At 69.5% G+C, this 25,640-nt stretch carries 22 protein-coding genes; 18 read left to right on the top strand and 4 right to left on the bottom strand.

What is annotated here, in order from left to right:
- Nucleotides 1–14: 14 nt before the first annotated feature.
- On the top strand, nt 15–713 hold the full coding sequence (locus ACTWQN_RS18770) for a GntR family transcriptional regulator (protein ID WP_443204799.1): 699 nt from the start codon (nt 15–17) through the stop codon (nt 711–713).
- Nucleotides 714–862: 149 nt separating this feature from the next.
- Here the strand turns inward: ACTWQN_RS18770 and ACTWQN_RS18765 are convergent, their stop codons facing one another.
- Complete coding sequence (locus ACTWQN_RS18765; protein WP_443204798.1) at nt 863–2,212, bottom strand: MFS transporter; 1,350 nt, start codon at nt 2,210–2,212, stop codon at nt 863–865.
- A 187-nt stretch (nt 2,213–2,399) separates the two neighbouring features.
- On the opposite strand from ACTWQN_RS18765, the gene ACTWQN_RS18760 reads away from it, so the two are divergent.
- Nucleotides 2,400–2,849: a L,D-transpeptidase gene (locus ACTWQN_RS18760; protein ID WP_443204797.1), complete on the top strand. Its 450-nt coding sequence runs from the start codon at nt 2,400–2,402 to the stop codon at nt 2,847–2,849.
- Nucleotides 2,850–3,001: 152 nt separating this feature from the next.
- On the opposite strand, the gene ACTWQN_RS18755 is transcribed toward ACTWQN_RS18760, so the two are convergent.
- Entirely contained in the window at nt 3,002–5,047 is a 2,046-nt protein-coding gene (locus ACTWQN_RS18755) for a HelD family protein (protein WP_443204796.1), read from the bottom strand.
- Nucleotides 5,048–5,229: 182 nt separating this feature from the next.
- On the opposite strand from ACTWQN_RS18755, the gene rsmD reads away from it, so the two are divergent.
- The 8 genes from rsmD to mutM all read left to right on the top strand — a co-directional run bounded on the left by rsmD (nt 5,230) and on the right by mutM (nt 10,625).
- Nucleotides 5,230–5,787, top strand: a complete 558-nt coding sequence (gene rsmD, locus ACTWQN_RS18750; protein WP_443204795.1) for a 16S rRNA (guanine(966)-N(2))-methyltransferase RsmD — start codon at nt 5,230–5,232, stop codon at nt 5,785–5,787.
- A gap of 53 nt (nt 5,788–5,840) precedes the next feature.
- Nucleotides 5,841–6,323 carry a pantetheine-phosphate adenylyltransferase gene (gene coaD, locus ACTWQN_RS18745; protein ID WP_443204794.1) on the top strand — a complete coding sequence of 161 codons (483 nt, stop codon included), beginning with the start codon at nt 5,841–5,843 and terminating at the stop codon, nt 6,321–6,323.
- 109 nt (nt 6,324–6,432) lie between these two features.
- Nucleotides 6,433–6,861 carry a guanyl-specific ribonuclease gene (locus ACTWQN_RS18740; RefSeq protein ID WP_443204793.1) on the top strand — a complete coding sequence of 143 codons (429 nt, stop codon included), beginning with the start codon at nt 6,433–6,435 and terminating at the stop codon, nt 6,859–6,861.
- 231 nt (nt 6,862–7,092) lie between these two features.
- Entirely contained in the window at nt 7,093–7,827 is a 735-nt protein-coding gene (locus ACTWQN_RS18735; protein ID WP_443204792.1) for a DivIVA domain-containing protein, read from the top strand.
- Nucleotides 7,828–8,034: 207 nt separating this feature from the next.
- Nucleotides 8,035–8,607, top strand: a complete 573-nt coding sequence (locus tag ACTWQN_RS18730; protein ID WP_443204791.1) for a YceD family protein — start codon at nt 8,035–8,037, stop codon at nt 8,605–8,607.
- 2 nt (nt 8,608–8,609) lie between these two features.
- On the top strand, nt 8,610–8,792 hold the full coding sequence (rpmF, locus tag ACTWQN_RS18725; RefSeq protein ID WP_443204790.1) for a 50S ribosomal protein L32: 183 nt from the start codon (nt 8,610–8,612) through the stop codon (nt 8,790–8,792).
- Nucleotides 8,793–8,806: 14 nt separating this feature from the next.
- Nucleotides 8,807–9,544 (top strand): ribonuclease III, encoded by a 738-nt coding sequence (gene rnc, locus ACTWQN_RS18720; RefSeq protein WP_443204789.1) that lies wholly within the window; start codon nt 8,807–8,809, stop codon nt 9,542–9,544.
- Between the two features lie 184 nt (nt 9,545–9,728).
- On the top strand, nt 9,729–10,625 hold the full coding sequence (mutM, locus tag ACTWQN_RS18715) for a bifunctional DNA-formamidopyrimidine glycosylase/DNA-(apurinic or apyrimidinic site) lyase (RefSeq protein ID WP_443204788.1): 897 nt from the start codon (nt 9,729–9,731) through the stop codon (nt 10,623–10,625).
- A 49-nt stretch (nt 10,626–10,674) separates the two neighbouring features.
- Here mutM and ACTWQN_RS18710 read toward each other — a convergent pair whose 3' ends face one another.
- The gene (locus ACTWQN_RS18710) at nt 10,675–12,705 is read right to left on the bottom strand and encodes an ArnT family glycosyltransferase (RefSeq protein ID WP_443204787.1); all 2,031 of its coding nucleotides are present in this window, start codon (nt 12,703–12,705) and stop codon (nt 10,675–10,677) included.
- 244 nt (nt 12,706–12,949) lie between these two features.
- On the opposite strand from ACTWQN_RS18710, the gene ACTWQN_RS18705 reads away from it, so the two are divergent.
- The 4 genes from ACTWQN_RS18705 to ACTWQN_RS18690 all read left to right on the top strand — a co-directional run bounded on the left by ACTWQN_RS18705 (nt 12,950) and on the right by ACTWQN_RS18690 (nt 18,657).
- Nucleotides 12,950–14,203, top strand: coding sequence for a bifunctional glycosyltransferase family 2/GtrA family protein (locus ACTWQN_RS18705; protein WP_443204786.1), 1,254 nt, complete (start codon nt 12,950–12,952; stop codon nt 14,201–14,203).
- Nucleotides 14,203–16,326 (top strand): ArnT family glycosyltransferase, encoded by a 2,124-nt coding sequence (locus tag ACTWQN_RS18700; protein ID WP_443204785.1) that lies wholly within the window; start codon nt 14,203–14,205, stop codon nt 16,324–16,326. The genes ACTWQN_RS18705 and ACTWQN_RS18700 overlap by 1 nt, the downstream gene beginning before the upstream one ends.
- 163 nt (nt 16,327–16,489) lie before the next feature.
- The gene (locus ACTWQN_RS18695) at nt 16,490–17,206 is read left to right on the top strand and encodes a response regulator transcription factor (protein WP_443204784.1); all 717 of its coding nucleotides are present in this window, start codon (nt 16,490–16,492) and stop codon (nt 17,204–17,206) included.
- Nucleotides 17,203–18,657 carry a sensor histidine kinase gene (locus ACTWQN_RS18690; RefSeq protein ID WP_443204783.1) on the top strand — a complete coding sequence of 485 codons (1,455 nt, stop codon included), beginning with the start codon at nt 17,203–17,205 and terminating at the stop codon, nt 18,655–18,657. The genes ACTWQN_RS18695 and ACTWQN_RS18690 overlap by 4 nt, the downstream gene beginning before the upstream one ends.
- Before the next feature lie 119 nt (nt 18,658–18,776).
- Here the strand turns inward: ACTWQN_RS18690 and asnB are convergent, their stop codons facing one another.
- Nucleotides 18,777–20,615, bottom strand: coding sequence for an asparagine synthase (glutamine-hydrolyzing) (asnB, locus tag ACTWQN_RS18685; protein ID WP_443204782.1), 1,839 nt, complete (start codon nt 20,613–20,615; stop codon nt 18,777–18,779).
- A 431-nt stretch (nt 20,616–21,046) separates the two neighbouring features.
- Between asnB and kdpF the strand changes: the two genes are divergently transcribed.
- The 4 genes from kdpF (at nt 21,047) to ACTWQN_RS18665 (ending at nt 25,553) form a co-directional block, all read left to right on the top strand.
- Entirely contained in the window at nt 21,047–21,142 is a 96-nt protein-coding gene (kdpF, locus tag ACTWQN_RS18680; RefSeq protein WP_010305839.1) for a K(+)-transporting ATPase subunit F, read from the top strand.
- Complete coding sequence (kdpA, locus tag ACTWQN_RS18675; protein WP_443204781.1) at nt 21,142–22,803, top strand: potassium-transporting ATPase subunit KdpA; 1,662 nt, start codon at nt 21,142–21,144, stop codon at nt 22,801–22,803. The genes kdpF and kdpA overlap by 1 nt, the downstream gene beginning before the upstream one ends.
- Nucleotides 22,800–24,869, top strand: coding sequence for a potassium-transporting ATPase subunit KdpB (gene kdpB / locus ACTWQN_RS18670; protein WP_443204780.1), 2,070 nt, complete (start codon nt 22,800–22,802; stop codon nt 24,867–24,869). Before kdpA ends, kdpB begins: the two co-directional genes overlap by 4 nt.
- A 78-nt stretch (nt 24,870–24,947) precedes the next feature.
- Complete coding sequence (locus ACTWQN_RS18665) at nt 24,948–25,553, top strand: potassium-transporting ATPase subunit C (RefSeq protein WP_443204779.1); 606 nt, start codon at nt 24,948–24,950, stop codon at nt 25,551–25,553.
- Nucleotides 25,554–25,640 lie beyond the last annotated feature (87 nt).

Below are 25,640 nucleotides of genomic sequence, written 5' to 3'. Positions count from 1 at the left end.
ATATCATCGTCGGCGTGTCCCAACTGACCGGTGGTTCAACCCGACTGCGTCCCCTGAGCGGGCCCGCCAGTCGTACCGATCTGGTGGCTGACTCGATCCGCGACGCGATCCTGGCCGGTGAGCTGAAACCCGGCGAGACGCTGGTCGAGCGCCGCCTCTCGGAGCTGCTCGGGGTGTCGAAGACCCCGGTGCGCGAGGCGCTGATCAGCATGGCGCACACCGGATTGGTGACGGTGGTGCCGAACAAGGGGATCACCGTCCGCCGACTGACCCTCGAAGACGTGCGCAAGGTGTACGAGGTGCGGTTGCTGTTGGAGCCGTGGGCGGCGATGGCGACCACCGGCACTGGCGCGCCGGAACTGCTCAGAGAAGCCCAGGATGCGCTCAACGATGCGGCCGGGCTGCTCAGTTCCGGCCACAACAACGAGCTGAGCATCGCCAACCGCCGGTTCCACCGGGCGCTGTACTCGGGCTGCGGCAACGACCTGGTGATCGCGCAGCTCGACGGGCTGCAAGACCTCACCGCGCTCGGCGTGGTCAACCTGCTGTGGAACCGGTGGCCGACCTGGCGCGAGGAGTTCGTCGAGCACGCCGAGATCCTCGCGGCCGTCAACGACGGCAACACCGAGGAAGCCGAACGCCTGGTTCGCGCGCACATCCAGCAATCCCTGACCAACCTGGCCACCGCGGAGCAGGCCAAAGCCCAGGCCTGACGCGGCGGAAACCGCCGTGACGGCGGCTGGGAGCTTTGCCAACTCCGCCACCCGCACCGTCGCCCAGCGCGAGTACCAGCGCACGTGTTTGGGCACGTGTTTGGGCAGCCTGACCGCGGCTGCGCCCGAAACCGCGGTCAGGCAGCACATCAGTTCTTGGCGAACATGGGTTGTTGTTCGTCCAGCGGCTTGACCTTCACCGCGAAGGCGTAGATCAGGGCGCCGAGCACGCACATCGCCCCGGCGAACGCCAACGGCCACACGTAGGCGAACTGGCCGGTGCCGAGCAGGAATCCGATCACGATCGGGCCGATGATGCCGCCCAGCTGGGAACCGAAGTTCTGCACCCCGGTCAGCGAAGCGACGTTGCGCGGGGTCGGCGCGACGTCGGCGGGCAGCGACAGCAGCGCCCCGGTCGAAACCGCCGCGCTGCAGTAGGACACGGTGAGGAACACCAGCGCCGCCACCGGGTTCGGCGCGATCGCGGCCAACGCGATCGTGGACGCCCCGAGCATCCCGATCACCAGCGGGATCTTGCGGGCCATCGCCAGTGGCGTGCCGCGCCGCACCAGCCAGTCGGAGAACAACCCGCCGAGCCAGTTGGCCACCATCGCCGCCAGGCCGGGGATCGCACCGTAGAGGCCGAGCTCCAGCAGCGAGAAACCCTGCTGGTTCACCAGGAAGTCCGGGTACCAGGTGATGAAGAAGTAGATGATCACGCCCCGGCAGGTGTACCCGGCGACCAGCGCCCACGTGGTGGAGTAGCGGAACAGGTGCCGCCACTTCATCGGCTGCTTCCCGCCATCTTCGAGCTCCTTCTCCTCGGTGCGCCCGCCGCCTTGCTCGATGTAGTCCACTTCGGCCTGGTTGGTCCACTTGTTCTTGCGTGGCGAGCGGTAGATCCACAGCCAAGCCGCCACCCAGACCAGGCCGATGGCACCGGTGATCACGAACGAGCCGCGCCAACCGGCCAGCGCGATCAGCAGGGTCACCAGCGGCACCGACAGCGCGCTGCCGAACTCCGATCCGGTGTCGAAAATGGACGATGCGAAAGCGCGTTCGCGGCGCGGGAACCACTCCGAGACCACGCGCGCGTTGGCCGACTGCACCGGCGCCTCGCCGATGCCCAGCACCAGACGGCAGCCGATGACCGCGCCGAAGCCGCGCGCCAGCGCGGTTGCGGCGGTGCCGATCGACCACCAAACGACCGCGATCGCGTAGAGCGCCCGCGGGCCGAACCGGTCCACCAGCCAGCCGCCCGGCAGCTGGCAGATCGCGTAGGTCCAGAAGAACGACGACAGCATGACGCCCTTGAGCTCGTTGGAGAACTGGAGCTCGTCCTGCATGAAGTCGCTGGCGACGCTGAGGTTCGCGCGGTCGATGTAGGCGATGGCGGTGGCCAGCGCCACCAGGATGACCATCAGCCAGCGAATTTGAGTCCGCCGCTGTCGCTTGTCCGATGTGGACGAGGATTGCGCGACGGCCGAGGGTTCTTGCATGCAACCACCTCGTTGTGCCACATGATATCTGATACACCAACGTAGGTGAGCCGGGTTGCGAGGGTCAAGGGCTGTTGATCACCGGCGCGGATCGGGCATTGCGGCGGGTTCGGGGACCCCGCGACACAGATCACTCGAACGTGTGACACCGTGCGGCGCCGGGGGCGTGACCACACGAGGAGAACCAATGCGCACCAGGACGATATCCGCGCTGACCGCGGCGGCCCTGACCGTCGGTGGCGCGCTGGCCGGGACGGCGACCGCGCAGGCCACCGGCGGCAGCCCCAGCCCGTGCGAGGCCGTGGCCAAGGCGTGCGTCAGCCTGTCCACCAAGCAGGCGTGGTTGCAGGATGGCGGCAGCACCAGCTACGGGCCGGTGCCGATCACCAGCGGCAAGCCGGGGTGGGAGACGCCGACCGGGGTGTTCCACGTGCAGTGGAAGGACGCCGACCACCACAGCAAGGAGTTCAACAACGCCCCGATGCCGAACTCGGTGTTCTTCACCAACACCGGCGTGGCGTTCCACGAAGGCAGCCTGCAGGAGCAGTCCCACGGCTGCGTCCACCTGTCCACGACCGCCGCGAAGCGCTTCTTCGACTCGCTGCAACCCGGCGACGAAGTCCAGGTGCTCCCCTAGCCGAGGCCCCGAAACCCGCCCCGCCTCCCGGCGCGAACACCCCCGTTCCCAGTTCGGGTGAAAGGTGAAGGGCACCTTCTACCAACTAACTTGGTGAAAGGTGCCCTTCACCTCGCCCGCATCGGGTGAACTCGGGGTGGTGGGACGGGTTTTCAGGCGGTCTTGAGGACGGTGAGCTGTTGGGTGGCTCGGCTCAGGGCGACGTAGAGGGCCCGGCGGCCGGTGCTGGACTCGGTGGCCAGGCCCTTGGGATCGACCACCGCCACCGCGTCGTACTCCATGCCCTTGGCCTCCAGGCTGCCGACCACGCGCAGCCGGTCGGCGTCCACAGCAGACAGCCACTCCTGGACCTCTTCGCGCCGGGCCATCGTGGTGATCACCCCGACCGTGCCCTCGGCGGCCGCCACGAGTTCGACCGCCGCCGAGCGGGTCGCCTGCGGTAGTTCGGCGGCGGACACCTGGCGCACCGACGGCTGGATGCCGGTGGTGCGCACCGCGATCGGCAGATCGTCCGCCGGGACCAAGTCGCGGACCGCGTCGGCGGCGAGGGTGAAGATCTCCGCCGAGTTGCGGTAGTTGGTGCGCAGCGTGAACCGGCGGTGCTTGCGCTGCGTGCTCAACGCCTCCCGACGCGCCTCGGCGGCCTCCGCCGGGTCGGGCCACGACGACTGCACCGGATCGCCCACGATCGTCCAGCTCGCGTGCGCCCCGCGCCGCCCCACCATGCGCCACTGCATCGGCGAAAGGTCCTGCGCCTCGTCGACCACCACGTGCGCGTACTCGTCGTAGTTGGCCGATCGGCGCGACTGCCCGGCATCCACTTCGGCCCGGCGGTGCTTCGGCGGGGCACCGGCCAGCACCCGCAACTCGTCGATCAGCGCGATGTCGGCGACCGTCCACTCGGTCACCTCCGTCCAGGACTTGGCCAGCCGATCGACCTCCTCGGCCGACAGCACCCGGCGCGCGGCGCGGGACAGCCGCGTCGGGTCGGACAGCCAGCGCAACACCTGCATCGGGTACAGCGGCGGCCACCAGGCGACCAGGAACCGGTGGAACTCGATGCGCTCGCCGATCTCGGTGATCAACCGTGCGCGATCCGGCTGGAAGTCGGCGTCGGCGGCCTGCTTCGCCTTCTGCCACAGGGCTTCCAGCAGCGCGTCGGCGGCCCGCATCCGGGACCGGTTCGGCTGGCCGCCCTTGCCGTGCAGCTGGCGGCGGATCCGCTTCAGGTCGTCGGCCTGCAGCTTCAGCACCGTGCCGCGGTAGAACATCCGCAGCTGCTCGGGGGCATCCGGCGGCGGCAACCGCAAGGCCCGCCGCAGCACCTTGACCATCCGCGACGAGCCCTTGATCTCCGCGGTGCGCGGATCGTCGATCCGGGCCGTGCTGATGCCGTCCAGCACCTCGCCGAGCGCCCGCAACTCGACGTTGTGCTCGCCCATCGACGGCAGCACCCGGGAGATGTAGGACATGAACACCGGCGACGGCCCGACCACCAGCACCCCGGGGCCGCCGAGCCGTCGCTGCTCGCGGTACAGCAGGTAGGCGGCGCGGTGCAGTGCCACCGCGGTCTTGCCGGTACCGGGGCCGCCGGTGATCTCGGTGACGCCGCTCTCCGGCGCCCGGATCGCGTCGTCCTGCTCCTTCTGGATGGTGGCGACGATGTTGCGCATCGAGTCGCCGCGCGAGCGGGTCAGCGCGGCCATCAGCGCGCCGTCACCGATCACCCGCATGTCCTGCGGCGCCCGGTCCGGGTCCAGCAGGTCGTCGGAGACGTCGATGACCTGCTCGCGGAAGGAGCGGATCACCCGGCGCCGCACCACCTCCAGCGGCTGTTCGGGAGTGGCCTGGTAGAACGCCGCCGCCAGCGGGGCTCGCCAGTCCACCAGCAGGTTGTCGAACTGCGGGTCGCGGATGCCCAACCGGCCGATGTGCACGGCCTCGCCGCTGGCGAAGTCCAGGCGACCGAACACCAGCCCTTCGGACTCCGCGTTCAGCGCCTGCAGCGTCCGGTTCGCGTGGTAGAGCATCACGTCGCGCTCGTTGAGCGCCTCGGGGGTGGCCTCCCGGCCGTACTCGTAGCTCTTGTCGCGCATCGCCTCGGCATCGGCGCGCAACTCTTCGAGCCGGGCGTACACCCGATCGACGTGCTGCTGTTCGACCGCGATCTCGGCGTGCTTGATGGACGCTTCGGACACCTGTGTCTTTCTCCCGGTCTGGCGCAGTGGGCGGACCAGTCAGCCTACGACCCGTCTTGCCGCGGCGTTGCCGCTCCCACGAGCTAAGAAGCCGCGTGGCCAGGGGTAAACTGCGCGGCAGATCAGCAGCCGCACCCAACCCGCGAACCACCGGCCGACACCCGGTGCGCGACGATGGTCGGGTGACGCGGATCGTGGCCGGAAGCGTGGGCGGGCGGCGCATCGAGGTGCCCCCGCGAGGCACCAGACCCACCTCGGAACGGGTGCGGGAAGCCCTGTTCAGCGCGCTGGAATCGGCCATCGAGCTCTCCGGCGCGCGGGTGCTGGACCTCTACGGCGGTTCGGGGGCGCTGGGTCTTGAGGCGCTGTCCCGGGGCGCCGCGCACGCCACGTTCGTCGAAGCCGACCGGCGCGCCGCGGGGCTGCTGCGCCGCAACGCCGCCTCGCTCGGGTTCCGCGAGGTCCTGGTGCAGCAGGCGAAGGCCGAGACGCTGATCAGCACCCCGGCGGCGGAGCCCTTCGACGTGGTGCTGGCCGACCCGCCCTACGACCTCGCGGCCGAGGCGCTGCGGCGCGTGCTGGCCGGGCTGGCCCCGAACGGTTGGACCGCGCCGGGCAGCCTGGTGATCGTCGAGCGCGCGGTGCGCAGCGGCGAGCCGGACTGGCCGCCACCGCTGCGGGCGCTGCGCACCAAGCGGTACGGCGATACCGCTGTGCACTGGGCCTTGCACGATCGGTGACCCACGCCACGTCGTCGTGGGCTTCGCCCTGGCTGCTGCTAACGTGCCTGCTCATGAGGCGTGCCGTTTGTCCAGGCTCCTACGACCCCGTGACGAATGGTCATCTGGACATCATCGTGCGAGCGTCGAAGCTGTTCGATGAAGTCGTCGTCGCGGTGCTCATCAACAAGAACAAGAAGACCCTGTTCAGCGTCGAGGAACGGCTGGAAATGCTGCGCGAGGTCACCGCGCCGTGGCCGAACGTGCGAATCGATTCCTGGCACGGTCTGCTCGTGGACTACTGCAAGGAACACGGCATCGGCGCGATCGTGAAGGGGCTGCGCGCGGTCAGCGATTTCGACTACGAGTTGCAGATGGCGCAGATGAACCAGCAGCTGTCCGGGGTGGAGACGATGTTCATGTCCACCAATCCGCTGTACAGCTTCCTGGCCAGCTCGTTGGTGAAGGAAGTCGCCACCTACGGCGGCGACGTGTCGAAGCTGCTGCCGCCGAAGATCGAGCAGCGCCTGCGCGAGCGGTTGGCCGAGCAGAACTGATCCGCTGACCCATCCGGCGTAGCGCGCCTCCCACGATCGAGCGGCGCGACATTTCGGGTTCACGCCAGCTTCAGTGCGTGATCACGTCGTCACATTAGCGTGCTCGATCATGAAGCGGATCACGTCGAAGACAGTGCAGATCCTGTTGGCCAGCCTGCTCGCTGTGGTGGGCTTGGTCGGCTTCCAGGCCAACGCCTTCTCCGCCGCGCCGGTGGCCGCGGCCGTGCAGCAGGCACCGTGCGGGGACACCTCGGAGTTCGAGCAGGTGGACCTGTCGGCGCTGCCGCCGGAGGCCACCGACACGGTGGAACTGATCGAGCAGGGCGGCCCCTACCCGTACCCGCAGGACGGTCAGGTCTTCCAGAACCGGGAAGGCATCCTGCCGGACTGCGAGCAGGGCTACTACCACGAGTACACCGTGGAGACCCCCGGCAGCGACGACCGCGGCGCCCGCCGCTTCGTCGTCGGTGACGCGGGCGAGTTCTTCTACACCGACGACCACTACGAGAGCTTCCGGCTGACCGACATCAACGCGTGAGAGCGGTCCGCCAGTCGGTTGGGCTGCTCGCCGGAGCAAGCACCGACGGCGTTCCAGATCGGCACCTGCGGCATCGCGGGTGCCGATCGGCGTCTTGACACGCGGGTGCCGGATTTCCCGCGTCGCGCTGCCCGGCGCGGGCAGACTGGTGGCGGAACAACTCACGATCGCCGGTTGCGGGTGTTCTGACATGCTTGCCGCCGCGGCGGCTACTACGGCAGGGAGATCAAGGTGTACCGGGTGTTCGAGGCGCTCGACGAGCTGGTCACGATCGTCGAGGAAGCGCGTGGTGTACCCATGACGTCGGGGTGCGTGGTGCCCCGCGGCGATGTGCTGGAGCTGCTCGACGACGTGCGGGACGCGATCCCGCAGGAGCTCGACGACGCCCAGGACGTGCTCGACCACCGCGACGATGTGGTGTCCACCGCCGAGGCGCACGCCGACAAGTCGGTCACCGACGCCCGCAACGAGGCCGACCGCACGGTCGCCGCGGCTCGCGCAGAGGCGGAGCAGCTGCTCGCCGAGGCCCGCGAGCAGGCCGACGCGCTGCTGGCCGAATCGCGGGCGCAGGCCGAGCAGACCGTGACCAGCGGCCGCCGCGAGTACGAGGACTACGTCGGTCGCGCCCAGTCCGAGGCCGACCGCATGGTGCAGGCCGGTCGGGCCGCCTACGAGCAGTCGGTGCACGAGGGCAAGTCCGAGCAGGCCCGGCTGGTCGCCGACACCGAGGTCGCGCAGGCCGCGAAGATCGAGGCCAAGCGCATCGTCGACGAGGCCAACGACGACGCCGAACGGCTGCGCAGCGAATGCGACGCCTACGTCGACTCCCGGCTCGCCGACTTCGAAGACCTGCTCAGCCGCACGCTGCGCACCGTAGGCAAGGGCCGCCAACAGCTGCGCAGCCCGATGGGCGCTCCCTTCGACTACGAGGAGTGGCACGCGGGTAACGGCACTGGCGGCAATTGATCTTTCGGTTCGATCTGGAAGGCGTGGTTCTCGGTTCGTGGACCGCGCCTTCGTCGGGCTGCTGGCTCGGCGTCGAGGGCCTGGTGTCGTAGCCGGACGGTTGTCACGTACGCTGGGAAAGCTGGCTTCGGACGATGCGCCCGCCGTTGATGTGTCGTCCGCCGATGCCGCAACACTGCCGGAATTGAATTGACCATCGAAACTGTGATGTCTCAGAATCGTGAAGCGCGCACCGCGCACGTCGGCCCTTGGGTGATCGATACCCGGGAGATCGGCCACCGAGCCGGCAGCAGCCGTGCCTACGCACGTCGTGCACCGGCGCCCACCGGGTTCGGGCTGGAGATGATCAAGGTGCCGGACGGCGAGCCGGTGGAGCTCGACCTGCTGGCCGAATCGGTGGTGGAGGGCGTGCTGGTATCGGGCACCGCCGTTGCCACGTTGGTCGGCGAGTGCGTCCGGTGCCTGGACCCGATCTCCGAGGAGGTCGAGGTGGAGGTGCGGGAGCTGTTCGCCTACCCGGACAGCGCCACGGACGTCAGCACCGATGAGGACGAGGTCGAGCGGGTCGTGCACGACCTGATCGATCTCGAACCGGTGGTGCGGGACGCGATGCTGCTGTCGCTGCCCTCGGCACCGTTGTGCTCGCCGGACTGCCAGGGGCTGTGCTCCAGGTGCGGCGTGAAGTGGGCCGAACTCGCCCTGGATCACACCCATGAGACCATTGATCCTCGCTGGGCCGCGTTGCAAGAGCGGTTCCGCGGGACCGAGGAGGAGAAGTAGACGTGGCCGTCCCGAAGCGCAAGATGTCCCGGGCCAACACCCGTCACCGCAGGTCGCAGTGGAAGGCCTCGGCGCCGACGCTGGTGCAGTGCCCCAACCGCGCCTGCCGCGAGCAGAAGTTGCCGCACGTGGTCTGCCCGGCCTGTGGCCAGTACGACGGCCGCCAGGTCGTCGAGCCCGCCTGAGCGGCGGTCGCGTAGTGGGGGGAAAGCAGTCGCGGGCCAGGAACATCGACCGGGCTCCGCTGTTGGTAGCGCTCGGCGTCGAGCTCGACGCCGAGCTGCTCACCCTTGCTCTCACCCACCGCTCGTACGCCTACGAGAACGGCGGCCTGCCGCCGAACGAGCGGCTGGAGTTCCTGGGGGACGCGGTGCTCGGGCTGGTGATCACCGATCGCCTCTACACCGAGCATCCCGACCTGCCCGAGGGACAGCTCGCGAAGCTGCGCGCCAGCGTGGTCAACATGCACGCGCTGGCCAGTGTCGCTCGCGGGCTCGGTGAGGGCGGGTTGGGTGAATACCTGCTGTTGGGCAGGGGCGAGGAGCTCACGGGGGGCCGGGACAAGGCGAGCATCCTCGCGGACGGGCTGGAAGCCGTGCTCGGGGCGGTGTACCTGGAGAAGGGCATCGATGTCGCCCGGGACGTGGTCCACCGGCTGTTCCAGCCGCTGCTGGCCGAGGCGCCGCAGCGCGGTGCCGGGCTGGACTGGAAGACGAGCCTGCAGGAGCTGACCGCGTCGACCGGGCTCGGGGTGCCCGAGTACCGGGTCGAGGAGCAGGGGCCGGACCACCGCAAGGAGTTCAGCGCCTTCGTGGTGGTGGGCGGGCAGACCTTCGGTCGCGGCGATGGCCGCACCAAGAAGGAAGCCGAGCAGAAGGCCGCCGAGGCGGCCTGGCGGCAGCTGTCCGAGCAGTCCGGGAACGGTTCGGACGACTGAAGTTCTCGTAGCGCGCCTGCGCACGCACGGCCGGTCCAGTACGAGCGGATGATGTTGGGTGAGCGCCGCTTGCCCAGATACCGACGGGTGAAAGCAATGGGCTTCCGCTCCGGCCCGCGCAGGCGGCCGTGACGAATCCGGGCCCGCGCGCGGTGGTCGGGCCAGCGTGGTCGAAGATGTTTTCGTGCCCGAGTTGCCAGAGGTCGAGATCGTCCGGCGCGGGGTCGCCGAGCATGCGGTCGGCCGGACGTTGTCCAGTGTTGAGGTGCTGCATCCGCGCGCGGTCCGTCGGCACGTGCCCGGCCCGGACGACTTGGCCGGTCGGCTCGCGGGGCGGTGCCTGAGCGCGGCGCGGCGGCGCGGCAAGTACCTGTGGTTCGAGCTCGGCGACGAACCGGGCGCACCCGCCTCGCTCTCCGGTGGTGAAGCCCTGGTGGTGCACCTGGGAATGAGCGGTCAGCTGCTCGTGCAGCCCACCGACGCGCCGGATGAGAAGCACCTGCGGGTGCGGTTGCGGTTCGCCGACGGCGGGCCGGAACTGCGCTTCGTCGACCAGCGCACCTTCGGTGGCCTGCACCTGGCCGAACTGGTCGAGGTGGACGGCATCGCGCTGCCGAAGCCGGTCGCGCACATCGCGCCCGATCCGCTGGAGGCGGTGTTCGACGTGGCCGCGGTGGCGGACCGGTTGCGGGCGCGGCGCAGCGGCATCAAGCGCGCCTTGCTGGATCAGAGCCTGGTGTCGGGAGTCGGCAACATCTACGCCGACGAAGCGCTGTGGCGCGCGAAGCTGCACTGGGCGAGGCCCACGGAAACCTTGACGCGCCCCAAGATCCGCGAACTCTTCGACGCGGTCACCGCGGTGATGCAGGAGGCGCTGCACGCCGGTGGCACCTCGTTCGACGCCCTGTACGTCAACGTCAACGGCGAGTCCGGGTACTTCGACCGGTCGTTGGCGGTTTACGGGCAGGCCGGGCACCCGTGCCCGCGCTGCGGCGCGTCGATCCGGCGGGATGCGTTCATGAACCGCTCCTCCTACACCTGCCCGGTGTGCCAACCCAAACCGCGCAACGCCCACCTGTGACCCCGACCGACCGGCCACAGTGGACAGTCGATCGGGGCGCTGGGTGAGGTCAGGTCGGGTTGCGGCAGTCGTAGAGGTGGGTGGTGGTGTCGGCGTCGCCGCCGTATTCCTCGGGCGCCACGAGGTGGCAGTGACCGGCCACCCACGCCATGGACTCGTCGACGACTTTCGTGTCCACCTGGCCGCCCATGCTCTGCACGCCGGAACTGCCGCTGGTCCACACGTAGCGCAGCTCACCGGCTCGGATGTGCTGTTCCAGCTGGTCGACCGTCGGGGTGGGGTCGTTGCCGTTGTAGCCGCCGATGGCCATCACCGGTTGGCCGGTGTCCAGGATGATCGGCGCCGCCACCATCGAGCCGACCACGCCGACCAGCCAGGTTTCGTCCTGGTGGTGCTCGGTGAGGTAGCGGATGAGCCGATCGCTGACCTGCTCGTCGCGTCCGGGACCGCCGCGCGGCTCCGGCTGCGCGAGCTGACCGGCGAATCCGGGCGGCGCCTGGTGGTTCGGGCTGCCTGCCCGGCTCGGCATCCGCATCGGCGCACCTCCTGGGCCGCCGCGTGAGCTACCGCCGGGACCTGCCGCGGGGAACGTCGCGGCCACCGGGGTGGACAGCGGCGTCAGCGCGTACGCGGTCGGGCCCGCCAAGGTGGCGACCAAGCCCGCCAGCGCCGCCGCGACGATCAGCCGGTGGTGTCGGCGTCGCCGGATGCGCGGCAGCAGCAGCGGGACCGCCATCGCGGTCGCCGCGAGCGTGGTCACCACGACGATGGTCGGCGCCAGCCACGGGACGAAATCGGGGCTGCCGCCCAGCAGGTGGCCCGCCCAGAACCCGGTGACCGCGATGGCCGCCGGTAGCAGCAGACCCCACCACTCGGTGCCCTTGGCCAGCCGCACCATGCTCGCCACCCCCATGCCGACCACCACCGCCAGCGGCGCTGCCAGCACGACGGTGTAGTAGGGGTGCCAGATCCCGGCGGCGAAGGTGAACACCGCGGCCGTGACGGCGAGAGTTCCCGCCCAGAGCAGGAATTCCGCGCGCCCGGCATCGCGGCGCGGGCGGCGCCACAGGTGGACGACCACGGCCACGGCCCCGAACAGCGCCAGCGGGTACAGCCAGCCGATCTGCGGCGCGACCTCGCCGCTGAACAGCCGTGTCCAGCTGGAGTCGTCCATGCCGCCGCCGAACACGCGCACGCCACCGGGCATTGCGCCGAGACCGCGCAGCCCGCCTCCGCCGCCGGTCATGCCGGGCGACATGATCCGGGCCTGGCCGCCGACGCGGCCCAACCCGTTGTAGCCCAGCAGCAGATCCCGAACCGTGTTGTCGGTGCTGCCGCCCACGTACGGCCGCGACGATGCCGGGGTCAGGTCCACAATGGTCAGCCAGGACAGGCTCACCACGCCGAGCACCACCGCGGCCACCCCGAGGTTGAGCAGTTTGCGCGGCCAGCGCGGCGGCGCCGCCAGCAGGTACACCACCGCGATCATCGGCAGCACGAAGAAGGCCTGCAGCATCTTGGTGTTGAAGGCCAGCCCGACGGCCACCGCGCCGCACAGCAGCGGCAACAGCCTGCCGGATCGGATCGCGTTCGACGCCGCCCACAGCGCCACGGCGAGCAGGAACGCCAGCAGCGCGTCCGGGTTGTTGTGCCGGGCCAGCACCACCGCGATCGGCGTCAGGGCCAGCGCGAACGCGGCGACCGCGGCCGCGAGGTGCCCGAAGTCGCGGCGCACCACGTGGTGCACGATCCAGACCGTCAACACCCCGGCCAGCGCCTGCGGCAGCAGCAGGCTCCAGGTGTTGAAGCCGAACGCGCGCGCCGAAAGCGCCTGGATCCACAGCGCCAGCGGCGGCTTGTCGACGGTGATGAACGAGCCCGCGTCCAGCGCGCCGAAGAAGAACGCCCGCCAGCTCTGCGTCATCCCCAACACCGCGGCCGAGTAGTAGGTGTTGGCCCACTGGTTGATCGACAACGACCAGGTGTTCAGGAATGCCGCCAGGACCAGTACCAGCCCCAGCGCGGGCCGGGCCCACCTCGGATCATCCGGTGGTCCGAGCAACAGGCGTTCGGCGGTCATCTCGATTCCCTTCGTGCCTCCGGCAACGCGGCCGATCTTGTCCTGCGCAGCTGGGAAGTCCGTGTGAGCCCGCCACGAGATCACGCGGTCGCGGGCGGAAACCGGCAGGTCGATTCCGCCGGGGATCTCCCGGTGCGGGAACGGGAATCGCGGCTCCCAGCCAATTCCCAGCTGACGCCCACGACCCTCGAACGTCGATCCGGCTTGATGGATGCCGAAGACGCCGCAAGAGAGGTGGTGGGAGATGAGTGCCGTGCCGCAGTTCGGTGTCGACACCGCGCGTCGAGCGCCGCGCCGGACCGCGACGGTCGATGTGGTGATCCCGGTGCACAACGAAGAACGTTCGCTACCCGGCTGCCTGGAGGTGCTGCGCGGATACCTCGCCGACGGTTTCCCGTTCTCCTGGACCATCACGGTGGTCGACAACGCCAGCACGGACGGCACGCTGGGCGTCGCCAGCGAACTGGCCAGGTCGATGGACAACGTGCGGGTGCTGCACCTGGACCGCAAGGGCCGCGGGCTGGCGCTGCGCACCGCTTGGGGCTACAGCGACGCCGATGTCGTGGTGTACATGGACGTCGACCTGTCGACCGGGCTGGACGCACTGCTGCCGCTGGTGGCTCCGCTGGTCAACGGGCATTCCGATCTGGCCATCGGGTCCCGGCTGGCGACCGGTGCCCGCACGGTGCGCGGTGGCAAGCGGGAGGTGATCTCCCGCTGCTACAACAAGATGATCCGCTGGACGCACGGTGCGCGGTTCACCGACGCGCAGTGCGGTTTCAAGGCGGCGCGCACGGATGTGGTGAAGCCGCTGTTGGCGCAGGTGCGCGACGATTCCTGGTTCTTCGACACCGAACTCCTGCTGTTGGCCGAGCACAACGGCCTTCGGGTGCACGAGGTTCCAGTGGACTGGGTCGAGGACGTCGACACCCGGGTGAACGTGGTCAGAACCGCCGTCGACGACATCGCGGGCCTAGTCCGGGTGGCCCGAGCGAAGATCACCGGCGCGGCGAAGGTCGCCGGTCTGCCGCAGCGGCCCGCGCCGCGTGCGGCGCATCCCCAGGCGGTGTTGGCGAAGCGGGAGAACGGCTTGCTGTGGCAGCTGGTCTCGTTCGGCGTCATCGGCCTGGTGTCCACGTTGATCACCTCGCTGCTCTACGCGATCTTGCGTTCGTGGTGGCCGCCGCTGCTCGCCAACCTGGTGGCGCTGACCGTCACCACGCTGTGGAACACCGAGGCCAACCGCAGGTTCACCTTCCTCAACCAGTCGAGCCGGTCCGGTCGGGTTCACCTGCAGGGGTTCGTCGTGTTCGCGCTGTACTACGTGGTGACCTCCGGTGCGCTGCTCTGGTTGCACGCCTGGCGGCCGGAACCCTCGCGCTGGCTTGAGGTCCTGGTGCTCGTGGTGTCCTCAGCGGTCGGTACCGCGCTGCGGTTCGTGCTGCTCCGGTCGTGGGTGTTCCGACCCGCGGCCCCGTCTACCGAAAAGGAATCGTGATGACGACGGTTGAGGTCCAACCGGCCGCCACCAATGTGCCGAACCGTTCCGGCGTGCGCTGGGCACCGTGGGCGTTGGCCGCGATCTGCGTGCTGGCCGGGGTGCTGTACTGCTGGGGAATCGGTGGCTCGTGGGCGAACTCCTACTACTCCGCTGCTGTGAAGTCGATGTCGCAGAGCTTCGAGAACTTCTTCTTCGGCTCCTTCGACGCCGCGGGAGTGGTCACTGTGGACAAACCGCCGATGGCCCTGTGGTTGCAGGTGCTGTCGGTGGAGGTGTTCGGGTTCAACCAGTTCGCAGTGCTGTTCCCGCAGGTGTTGGCCGGGGTCGCGGCGGTCTTCCTGCTGCACCGGAGCGTTCGGCGTTGGGCGGGGGAGCACGCCGCGCTGCTGGCTGCGCTGGTGCTGGCACTGACCCCGATCACGGTGGTGATCAACCGGGACAACAACCCGGACACGCTGCTCGTGCTGCTCGTCGTCGCGGCCGCGTACGCGATGACGCGGACGTTCGGTTCGCGCAGCACCACGAGTTGGCTGGCGTTGGCGGCGTTCTTGGTCGGCTGCGGCTTCCTGACGAAGATGTTGCAGGCGTGGATGGTGCTGCCCGCCTTCATCGCGGCTTACCTGATCGGCAGTCGCGCCGGGTGGGGGCGGCGGCTGCTGGACCTCGGTGTGGCTGCCGCGGTACTGCTGATCGGCTCGTTCTGGTGGGTCGTGGCGACCGCCCTGTGGCCATCGCCGAAGCCCTACATCGGCGGCAGCGAGGACGGTTCCGCTTGGGATCTGGTGTTCGGCTACAACGGTTTCGGCCGGATCCTCGGTGGTGACGGCAACATGGGCGGCGGCGGTGGCGGTCCAGGTGGCGGCGGCGGTTTCTCCGGCCAGTCCGGGATTCTGCGGCTGTTCAACGAGCAGCTCGCCGGGCAGATCAGCTGGTTGCTGCCGCTGAGCGCGCTGGCATTGATCGCGATGCTGGTCGTCGGGATCCGGCACTTGCGCGGCGGTCGGCCGTTGGAGCGGGAGCGGACTGCCGGTTGGGTGCTCTGGGGCGGCTGGCTGGTCGTCGTCGGCCTGATGTTCAGCTTCGCGCAGGGCACGATGCACCCGTACTACACGACGATGCTCGCGCCCGCGGTCGGCGCGGTGGTCGGGGCCGGTGTGGTCCGGTTCTGGCGCTGGTACCGCGAACCGCAGGGCAAGGCGTGGCTGCTGCTGCCGATCGGCGTCGCGATCACGGTGGCGTGGGCGATGGGCATCGTCGCGCGCGATTTGAGCTGGCACGCGTGGGCCGGGTACGCGGCGGTGGGTGTCGGTGTGCTGGCGCTGGTGGTGCTGCTGGTCGGTCGGCGCGGCCGGGCGGGGCTGGCGAGAACCGGTCTGGTGCTCGGCTTGGTCGCGGCGCTCATGGTGCCGACCGCGTGGTCGGCGATCGGTGCCGTCAGCGGGCAGAGCGGCATGGGCGGGGCCAACCCGATGGCCGGACCTGCGACGGGCATGGGTGGTCCCGGCGGCCGGGGGCCGGGCGGCGATATGCGCCCACCGGGCATGGGTGGCGACGTTATGCGGTCGCCCGGCATGAGCGGCGATGGCCCGAACGAGCCGGGAGCCGGGCAAGCCGTGATCTTCGGCGGCATGGGTGACGAGTCGCTCAGCGACGAGCAGCGCGAGCTGATCGACTACGTCCAGGCCGATGCCGGTGACCTCCAGGTGCCGTTGGCGGTGGAGGGCGGCGCGCACGGTGCGGCGGCCTACATCATCAACTCGGACCTGACGGTGGTCGGCATGGGCGGTTTCTCGGGTGGCGACGACGCCCCGTCGGTGGCCCAGCTGACCGAATGGAAGCAGACCGGGCAGCTCGGCTTCGTTCTGCTCGGCGGTGGCATGGGCGGCGGCATGGGAGGCGGGCTGCCCGAGCGGGACGGCATGCGCGTGCTCAACGGCATGCCGCTGCCCGACGGGGCGGAGCTGCCGGAGGGCATGTCGGGTCCGGGGGGTCGAGGTGGTCCGGGCGGGCAGCTCGGCAGCGAGCGCGAGGAGTGGGTGAAGCAGAACTGCACCCCGGTCGAACCCGCGGCCTGGGGCGGCTCCGCCGAAAGCGCCCTGGCGCTCTACACGTGCAGGTGATGGGTACGTGCTCGTGGGCGGAAATCCCGGTTCGCACCGGAACAACCGCTCACGAGCCCCAGGCGCCACACACGCCAACCCGCGGCTATCTCGGCCAGGCAGCCCCGTGCGGTCAGGGGGTGGTTCACAGGTTCCGTCCAGCGTTTTCCCAGGGAGGTCAACGATGCTTGGCGGCGTGGCGGAGACCAATGGTGCACGGGTGCTGGTCGTCGACGACGAGCCCAATATCCTGGAGTTGCTGACCGCGGCGCTGCGGTTGAGCGGGTTCGAGGTGCACGGCGCCGGAACCGGGGCCGAGGCGCTGCGGGCCGCCGAGGAGTTCCGGCCGGACATCGTGGTGCTGGACGTGATGCTGCCGGACGAGGACGGGTTCTCGGTGGCCACCAAGCTGCGCGCCGGTGGCAACCTCGTTCCGGTGCTGTTCCTCACCGCGCGGGACGCGGTCGAGGACCGCATCGCCGGGCTCACCGCCGGTGGCGACGACTACGTCACCAAACCGTTCAGCCTCGATGAGGTGGTGCTGCGGCTGCGGGCGATCCTGCGCCGGGTGCGGCCCGCGCAGACCGGCGATCCGCGGCTGCGCTACCACGACCTGGAACTCGACGAGGAGACCTACGAGGTCCGCCGGTCCGGCCGGTTGGTGAACCTCTCGCCGACCGAGTTCAAGCTGCTGCGCTACCTGCTGATCAACGCCGAGAAGGTGGTCAGCAAGGTGCAGATCCTGGACCGGGTGTGGAACTACGAGTTCGGCGGGGACAGCCGCATCGTCGAGTCCTACATCAGCTACTTGCGGCGCAAGATCGACTCGGTGTCACCGCCGCTGATCCACACCATCCGAGGTGTCGGCTACGTGCTGCGCCTGCCGCCGGAGCAGCGATGAGGATCCTCCCGACGCTGCGCGGCCAACTGGTGCTGGTGCTGGTCGGCGCACTGGTGGTCGGCCTGCTGCTGGTGGGGTTCACCAGCGTCGTCCTGCTGAGCCGTTCGTTGATCGAGCGCACCGATGACCGGTTGGTCGAGATGTCCCGGCCGTGGGAGGAGGGACGGCATCCGCCGCCGGATCCGCTGCGCACCGGGGTGGATCCCGGGGACGGGCCTGGTCGCGGCGAGCTGCCCACCGATTTCCGGGTGGTGATCTTCGACCCGGGCGGGGATCAGCTCGGTGGGATGATCGGTGAGACCGAAGGCGATCAGGGCGGGCCGCTGCTGCGCAACGCCGCGCACCGGCCGGAGATCGCGACCGTGCCCGACCGGGCGGGTGGCTCGGACTGGCGGGTTCGGACGGTCACGCTGCCCAACGGGCGGTTCGTGGTGCTCGCGTTGTCGTTGGCGAACGGCGAAGCCACCGTGCGCCAACTGGTCATGATCGAGCTGGCGGTCGGCGGCGTCGTGCTCCTCGTGCTGGCCGGGGTGGCCGCGGTGACGGTGCGGCTGAGCCTGCGACCGCTGAACCGGATCGAGCACACCGCGGACGCCATCGCGGCCGGACAGCTGGATCGGCGGGTGCCGGACCAGGATCCGCGCACCGAGACCGGGCGGCTCGGCAAGGCCCTGAACACGATGCTGGAGCGACTGGTGGACGCGTTGCAGCAGCGCGAGCAGTCCGAGTACCGGCTGCGGCGGTTCATCGCCGACGCCTCGCACGAGCTGCGCACGCCGCTGACCTCGATCCGGGGCTTCGCGGAGCTCTACCGGCGCAGCGACCAGCACCGCCAGGAGGACGTGCGGCTGATGATGCAGCGCATCGAGTCCGAGGCGGTGCGCATGGGGGGTCTGGTCGACGACCTGCTGCTGCTGGCCAGGCTGGATCGGGAACGAACCATCGATCTGGTCGATCTCGATGTGGTGCCGTTGGTGCAGGACGTCGTGCACGATGGTCGGGCGCGCGATCCCGAGCGGGAGATCGCGTTGCGCAGCCCGCCTCGACCGTTGCGGGTGCTCGGTGACGGTGCTCGGCTTCGCCAGGTGTTGACGAACCTGGTGAACAACGCGCTGGTGCACACGCCGCCGGGATCGCCGATCACCGTCGAGGTCTCGCCCGGCCCGGTCGGCGGTCACGCCCTCGCCGCAGCGGGCGCGCAGTTGCCGCCGGGCACCGCGGTGGCGGTGGTCTCGGTCGCCGACAGCGGGCCGGGAATCTCGCCGGAGCACGCCAGCCGGATCTTCGACCGCTTCTACCGCGTCGACGACGGGCGGCACCGGGCCGCTGGCGGTACCGGCCTGGGTCTGGCCATCACAGCGGCGATCGCGGAAGCCCACAACGGCCGGGTGGAACTGCACGCCAACCCCGGCGGCGGCAGCACCTTCCGGCTCCTCATCCCCTTGACCTGACACCGCCCCGCACACCGGGCGCACGGCAGCGGCGTGGATCAGCGCGCGCCGATTTCGCGCGAAATCGCCGCCCTCTCCTCAGGGGGAGCGGCGGTTTCGCGCAAAAGGTCAGGCGTCGATCAGAGCTTGATCGTGGGGTTGTGCAGGGCGAACCAGGTCGAGAGGTCCAGGGCCCGTTCGAAGGTGAAGCGGGCCAGGGAGTCGATCTCGGCCGGGTCTTCCGCCAGGGCTTCGGCCAGCCACTTCTCGTTGAGCAGCGATAGCGCCGGGTCACCGGCGCTGACCATGTCCGCCACCTGCCGCTGGAGCGCCGCCGCGTACTTCGGGTCCTGTGTGGACGGATACGGGCTCTTCACCCGCTCCACCACCGACTGCGGCAGCAGGTCGGCGGTGGCGTGCCGCAGCAGGCTCTTCTCCCGACCGTCGAAGGTCTTCAGCTCCCACGGGGTGTTGAAGACGTACTCCACCAAGCGGTGGTCGCAGAACGGTACCCGCACCTCAAGCCCGACGGCCATGCTCATCCGGTCCTTGCGGTCCAGCAGGATCCGCACGAACCGGGTCAGGTGCAGGTAGCAGATCTCCCGCATCCGGCGGTTGAAGTCGCTCTCCCCGTCGAGCACCGGGACCGCGCTGATGGCCTCCCGGTAGCGGTCGTCGATGTAGGACTCCAGGTCCAGGGTGGCCGCCACGTCCGGGTTGAGGGTGTCCATCCGCCCGCCCGCTGGCACGCGCAGCGCGGTCGCCAGCCACGGGAACGTGTTGGCCTGCTGCACGTACGGGTCGTGGAACCACTGGTACCCGCCGAAGACCTCGTCCGCGGACTCGCCGGAGAGCGCCACGGTGGAGTGGCCGCGGATCGCCTTGAACAGCAGGTAGAGCGACTGGTCCATGTCGCCGAGCCCCATCGGGAAGTCCCGCGCCTGCACGGTCGCGCGCCGCACCTCGGGGTCGGCCAGCGTGTCCGGGTCCAGCACGATGTCCTGGTGCTGCGACCCGACGTGCTCGGCGACGTCGTGCACGTACGGTGTGTCGGGCGTGCCGCGCATCTGGTCGGGCACGAAGTTCTCGGTCTGGCCGAGGAAATCGACCGCGAAGCTGCGCACCTTCTCGCCGTGGCGGCCGAGCTGGCGTCCGGCGAGCGCGGTGATGGCGCTGGAGTCCAGGCCGCCGGAGAGCAGCACGCAACGCGGCACGTCGGAGATCAGCTGGCGCGCGACGATGTCTTCGAGCAACTCGCGGATGTGCTTGATGGAGGTCTGCTGGTCATCGGTGTGCGCGACGGCCTGCAGCTGCCAGTAGGTGTGCTCGCGCAGGCCCTGGCGGTCGAAGGTGACGACGGTGCCGGGCTCGACTTCGCGCATGCCCGCCCAGATCGCTTGCCGCGGCGTCTTGACCATCGCGAACAGCTCCCGCAGCCCGTCGGTGTCGACGACCTCCTCGGCCAGCGGATTGGCCAGGATCGCCTTGGGCTCGGAGCCGAAGAGCACGCCGTGTTCGGTCGGGTAGTAGTACAGCGGCTTGATGCCCATCCGGTCGCGGATCAGCAGCAGCTGGTCGGTGCGGGTGTCCCAGACCGCGAAGGCGAACATGCCGTTGAGGTGCTCGGCGACCTGCGCGCCCCATTCCAGGTAGCCGTGCAGCACGACCTCGGTGTCGCTGTCGGTGTCGAAGCGGTGGCCGCGGCGGCGCAGCTCGTCGCGCAGCTCGGTGAAGTTGTAGGCCTCGCCGCTGTAAACGATCGTGACTTCGCCGTCGGGTGTGGCCGCGACCATCGGCTGCGCTCCGCCGGGCAGGTCGATGATGGCCAGTCGGCGGTGGCCGAGCGCGGCGTGCGTGCGCACCCAGGTGCCACCCGCGTCCGGACCACGGCACGTCATGGTCGCGCACATCCCGTCGATGACGTGCTGTTCGCGGGTCAGGTCGCGCTGGAAATCGATCCAGCCGGAGATGCCGCACATGTCGGTGTTCTCCTTCGCTGCTCGTCGGATTGATGCCGATGGGGCGCTACGTCTGGTTGATCCCGGTTCGCGCCGCGCACACCATTCATTAGCAATGTTAACTAGATCGTTTCATCCGCGAAACTCGTCACGGAGTGAAGTCGCACACGTACAAACCGTGCGGACCTGCGAAACCGTCCGAAAACCGGCGCGTTCGGCCGCTCGATCAGGGGCATCAAGAACGCGTCAAAGCGCTGCTTACGGCCGTCAAGGAGCCGTCATGGGACTCGACTGGACCTACGCCGGGGATTTCGCTGGACGTAGGCGGTCACCGAAGTCCGGTGACCCGGTTCTAGTGAGGAGTGCGCAGCGGTGGCTGATCTCGCCTACGCCGTGTTGCTGATCGGCGGGTTCCTCGTACTCGCGTTGACCCTCCGCGGTTTGGAGCGCTTGTGAGCACTGTGCTTGCCAACGTCGCCGGTGGCGTGTTGGCGCTGCTGTTGATCGGTTACCTGTTCGTCGCGCTAATCCGGCCGGAGAAGTTCTGATGAGTTCCCTCGTGGTCGGCCTGGTCCAGGTCGGCCTCCTAATCCTGGCCATTGGAGTGGTCTACCGGCCGCTCGGTGACTACATGGCCCACGTGTACACCAGCGAGAAGCACTGGCGCGTCGAGAAGGCGATCTACCGCTTGGTGCGCATCGACGGCGACGCCCAGCAGCGCTGGACCGCCTACGCCGCCGGGGTGCTCGGCTTCTCGTTCGTCTCGATCGTGCTGCTGTACCTGATGCAGCGGTTGCAGCCGTGGCTGCCGTTGAACTTCGGGCGCGGCTCCGTCGAGCCCGCGATGGCGTTCAACACCGCGGTCAGCTTCGTGACCAACACGAACTGGCAGTCCTACGTGCCGGAGCAAGTCCTCGGGCACACCGTGCAGATGGCCGGGCTGACCGTGCAGAACTTCGTGTCCGCCGCGGTCGGCATGGCGGTGGCGATCGCGCTGGTGCGCGGATTCTCCGCTGCGGGCACCGGCCGCATCGGCAACATCTGGGTGGACATCACCCGCGGCTGCACCCGCATCCTGCTGCCCATCGCGGCCATCGGGGCAGTGCTGCTGGTCGCGCTCGGCGCGGCGATGAGCCTGGCCCCCGGCATCGACGTCCTCGGCCTGGACGGGCACGCGCACACCATCGCCACCGCGCCGATCGCCAGCCAGGAGGTCATCAAGGAGCTCGGCACCAACGGCGGCGGGGTGCTCAACGCCAACTCCGCGCACCCGTTCTCCAACCCCGGTGGCATCAGCAACCTGCTGGAGATCTTCCTGATCCTGGTGATCCCGCTGGCGCTCACCCGCACCTTCGGCACCATGGTCGGCGACCGCCGCCAGGGCCGGGTGCTGCTGTCGGTGATGGTCTCCATCATGGCGGTGCTGACCGTCGTGATCTGGTGGGCCGAAAGCCACCCCAACGGTCCCGCGACGCTGGCCGCCGGTGGTGCTCTCGAAGGCAAGGAGGCCCGCTTCGGGCTGTACCTGTCCGGTCTGTTCGCGGTGGCCACCACCGGGACGTCCACCGGTGCGGTCAACTCGATGCACGACAGCTTCACCGGGCTAGGCGGCGGGGTTCCGCTGCTGAACATGCTCTTCGGCGAGGTCGCGCCAGGCGGTGTCGGCGCTGGCCTGTACGGCATCCTGATGCTCGCGGTCATCGCGGTGTTCCTGGCCGGTCTGATGGTCGGGCGCACGCCGGAATACCTGGGCAAGAAGCTGGGGCGGCGGGAAGTCACCGCGGCGGCCGTGTCGATCCTCGCGATGCCCACCATGGTTCTGCTGGGCGCCGGTCTCGCCATCGCCCTGCCGTCCACAGGGGACGCGCTGAACAACACCGGTGCGCACGGGCTCTCGGAAGTGCTCTACGCCTTCGCCTCGGCGGGCAACAACAACGGCAGCGCCTTCGCGGGGATCACCGTGACCAGCAACTTCTTCCAGACAGCGCTGAGCATCGCGATGCTCTTCGGCCGGTTCATACCGATCCTCGCGGTGCTGATGCTGGCCGGTGCCGTGGCCCAGCAGCAACGAGTTCCGGCCACCGCAGGGACGCTGCCCACCACTGGACCGCTGTTCGCCGGGCTGCTCAGCGGCACCGTCATCCTCGTCGCGGCGCTGACCTTCCTGCCAGCGCTCGCCCTCGGCCCGATCGCGGAGGCCCTCGCATGACCACGACCCTGGAGAAACCCCAGCAGAAGCGGGAGGAAACCGGCCCGCGGAAGATGTCCGCGGGTGCGTTCAGCCCGCGCCAGCTGTGGACCTCGTTACCGGAGGCCCTGCGCAAGCTGAACCCGAAGCACCAGTTGGCCAACCCGGTCATGTTCGTGGTGTGGGTCGGTTCGGTGCTGACCACCGTGCTCGCCGTGACGGACCCGAACGTCTTCAGCATCTCGGTGGCCGCCTGGCTGTGGTTCACCGTGCTGTTCGCCAACCTCGCCGAAGCCGTCGCCGAAGGACGCGGCCGGGCGCAGGCGGAATCGTTGCGGCGCACCAAGACCGAGGCGGTCGCGCGGCGGCTGGTCGACGGCGCCGAGGAACGGGTGCCGGGCACCGCGCTGCGCATCGGCGACCAGGTGGTGGTCGAGGCCGGCGAGGTCATCCCCGGCGACGGCGACGTGGTGGAAGGCATCGCCACCGTCGACGAGTCGGCGATCACCGGTGAATCCGCGCCGGTGATCCGGGAATCCGGCGGCGACCGCTCCGCGGTCACGGCAGGCACCACGGTGCTGTCCGACCGGATCGTCGTGGAGATCACCACCAAACCCGGTGAAACCTTCGTCGACCGGATGATCGCGCTGGTGGAAGGCGCGCAGCGGCAGAAGACGCCGAACGAGATCGCGCTGACCATCCTGCTGTCCACGCTGACGATCATCTTCCTGCTCGCGGTGGTCGCCCTGCAGCCGATGGCCGGTTACTCCGGTTCGCTGCTGTCGGTGATCACGCTGACGGCGCTGCTGGTGTGCCTCATCCCGACCACGATCGGCGCACTGCTGTCGGCGATCGGCATCGCCGGTATGGACCGGCTGGTGCAGCGCAACGTGCTCGCCAAATCCGGTCGCGCCGTGGAGGCCGCCGGAGACGTCGACACGCTGCTGCTGGACAAGACCGGCACGATCACCTTCGGCAACCGGCGGGCCACCGAGCTGCTGCCGGTCGGCGGTGCGACGCTGGGCGAGCTGGCCCAGGTCGCGCGGCTGTCCAGCCTCGCCGACAAGACCCCCGAGGGCACCAGCATCGTGGCGTTCTGCGCCGAGCAGTTCGGGCTGGCGACGCAGCCGCAGGCGGCCGAGCGCAGCGCCGAGGAGGTGCCCTTCACCGCGCAGACCCGGATGAGCGGCATCAACATCGACGGCCGCGAGATCCGCAAGGGCGCCACCAGCGCGGTGCGCACCTGGGCCGGTGGCATCTCACCCGAGGTCGTGGAGATCACCGAGAACATCGCCGCGCAGGGCGGCACGCCGCTGGTGGTCGCCGAGCACAGCGGCGGCGTGACCCGCGTGGTCGGCGTGATCCGGCTGTCCGATGTGGTCAAGCCCGGCATGAAGGAGCGGTTCGCCGAGCTGCGCGCGATGGGCATCCGCACCGTGATGGTCACCGGTGACAACGAACTCACCGCCAAGGCCATCGCCGCGGAGGCAGGCGTCGACGACTACCTCGCCGAGGCCAAGCCCGAGGACAAGATGGCGCTGATCAAGGCCGAGCAGGAAGGTGGTCGGCTGGTCGCGATGACCGGCGACGGCACCAACGACGCGCCCGCGCTCGCGCAGGCCGACGTCGGTGTCGCGATGAACACCGGCACCGCGGCGGCCAAAGAGGCCGGGAACATGGTCGACCTCGACTCCGACCCGACCAAGCTGATCGAGATCGTCGAGATCGGCAAGCAGCTGCTGATCACCCGCGGTGCGTTGACGACCTTCAGCATCGCCAACGACCTGGCCAAGTACTTCGCGATCCTGCCCGCGATGTTCGTGGCGATCTACCCGCAGCTGGACGCGCTGAACGTCATGCGGCTGGCCACGCCGACCTCGGCCATCCTGTCCGCGGTGATCTTCAACGCGCTGATCATCATCGCGCTGATCCCGCTGGCCCTGCGCGGGGTCCGCTACCGGCCGAGCACGGCCAGCGCGCTGCTGCGGCGCAACCTGCTGGTCTACGGCCTCGGCGGCATCGTCACGCCGTTCGTCGGCATCTGGCTGATCGACCTGTTGATCCGCTTCATCCCGGGAGTCGGCTGAGGTGGTCGTGAGTGGTGAAGCCGGTAAGGACGCGCTTCACCACTCACGACCCGACCAGACCACACAAGAGAGGCACTGATGAAGAACACACTGCTGCGCCAGACCCTGGCGGGTTTGCGGCTGTTGCTGGTGGCGACGGTCGTGCTCGGCGTGGCCTATCCGTTGGCGATCTGGGGCGTCAGCCGGATTCCCGGTCTGCAGGCCAACGCCGAGGGATCGCAGATCGTGGTGGACGGGCGGGTGGTCGGCTCGTCGCTGATCGGCATCGACCCGGTGCCCACCGACCCCGCCCACGACCCGTACTTCCACACCCGCCCATCGGCCTCCGCCGAAGGCGCCCTCGGCCCCGGTGACCCGGCCACCAGTGGCGGTTCCAACTACGCCGGTGACAACGCGGACTTGCTCGCGGCGGTGCAGGAGCGCCGCGCCGCGATCGCGGCCCGCGAGGGCGTGGCACCGGAGCAGGTGCCGACCGACGCGGTCACCGCCTCCGCCAGCGGCGTCGACCCGGACATCAGCCCGGCCTACGCGGCGCTGCAGGCACCGCGGGTGGCGCGGGTCACCGGTCTGCCGGTGGACGAGGTCAACCGCCTGATCGCCGACAACACCTCCGGCGGGGTGGTCGCCGAGCGAGTGGTGAACGTGACGACCCTCAACGTCGCCATCAACCAGGCCACCCGCTGATCCGGCCGGGGCGCGAAATCGCCGCCCGCACCCCGTGGGAGGCGGCGATTTCGCGCGGAACCGCGCGGTTCGCGGCAGGGGAGGTTT

Origin of the sequence: Saccharopolyspora antiqui (genome assembly GCF_052246905.1) — a bacterium.
GTDB lineage: Bacteria > Actinomycetota > Actinomycetes > Mycobacteriales > Pseudonocardiaceae > Saccharopolyspora.
This window is presented reverse-complemented; position numbering and strand designations above follow the sequence as displayed.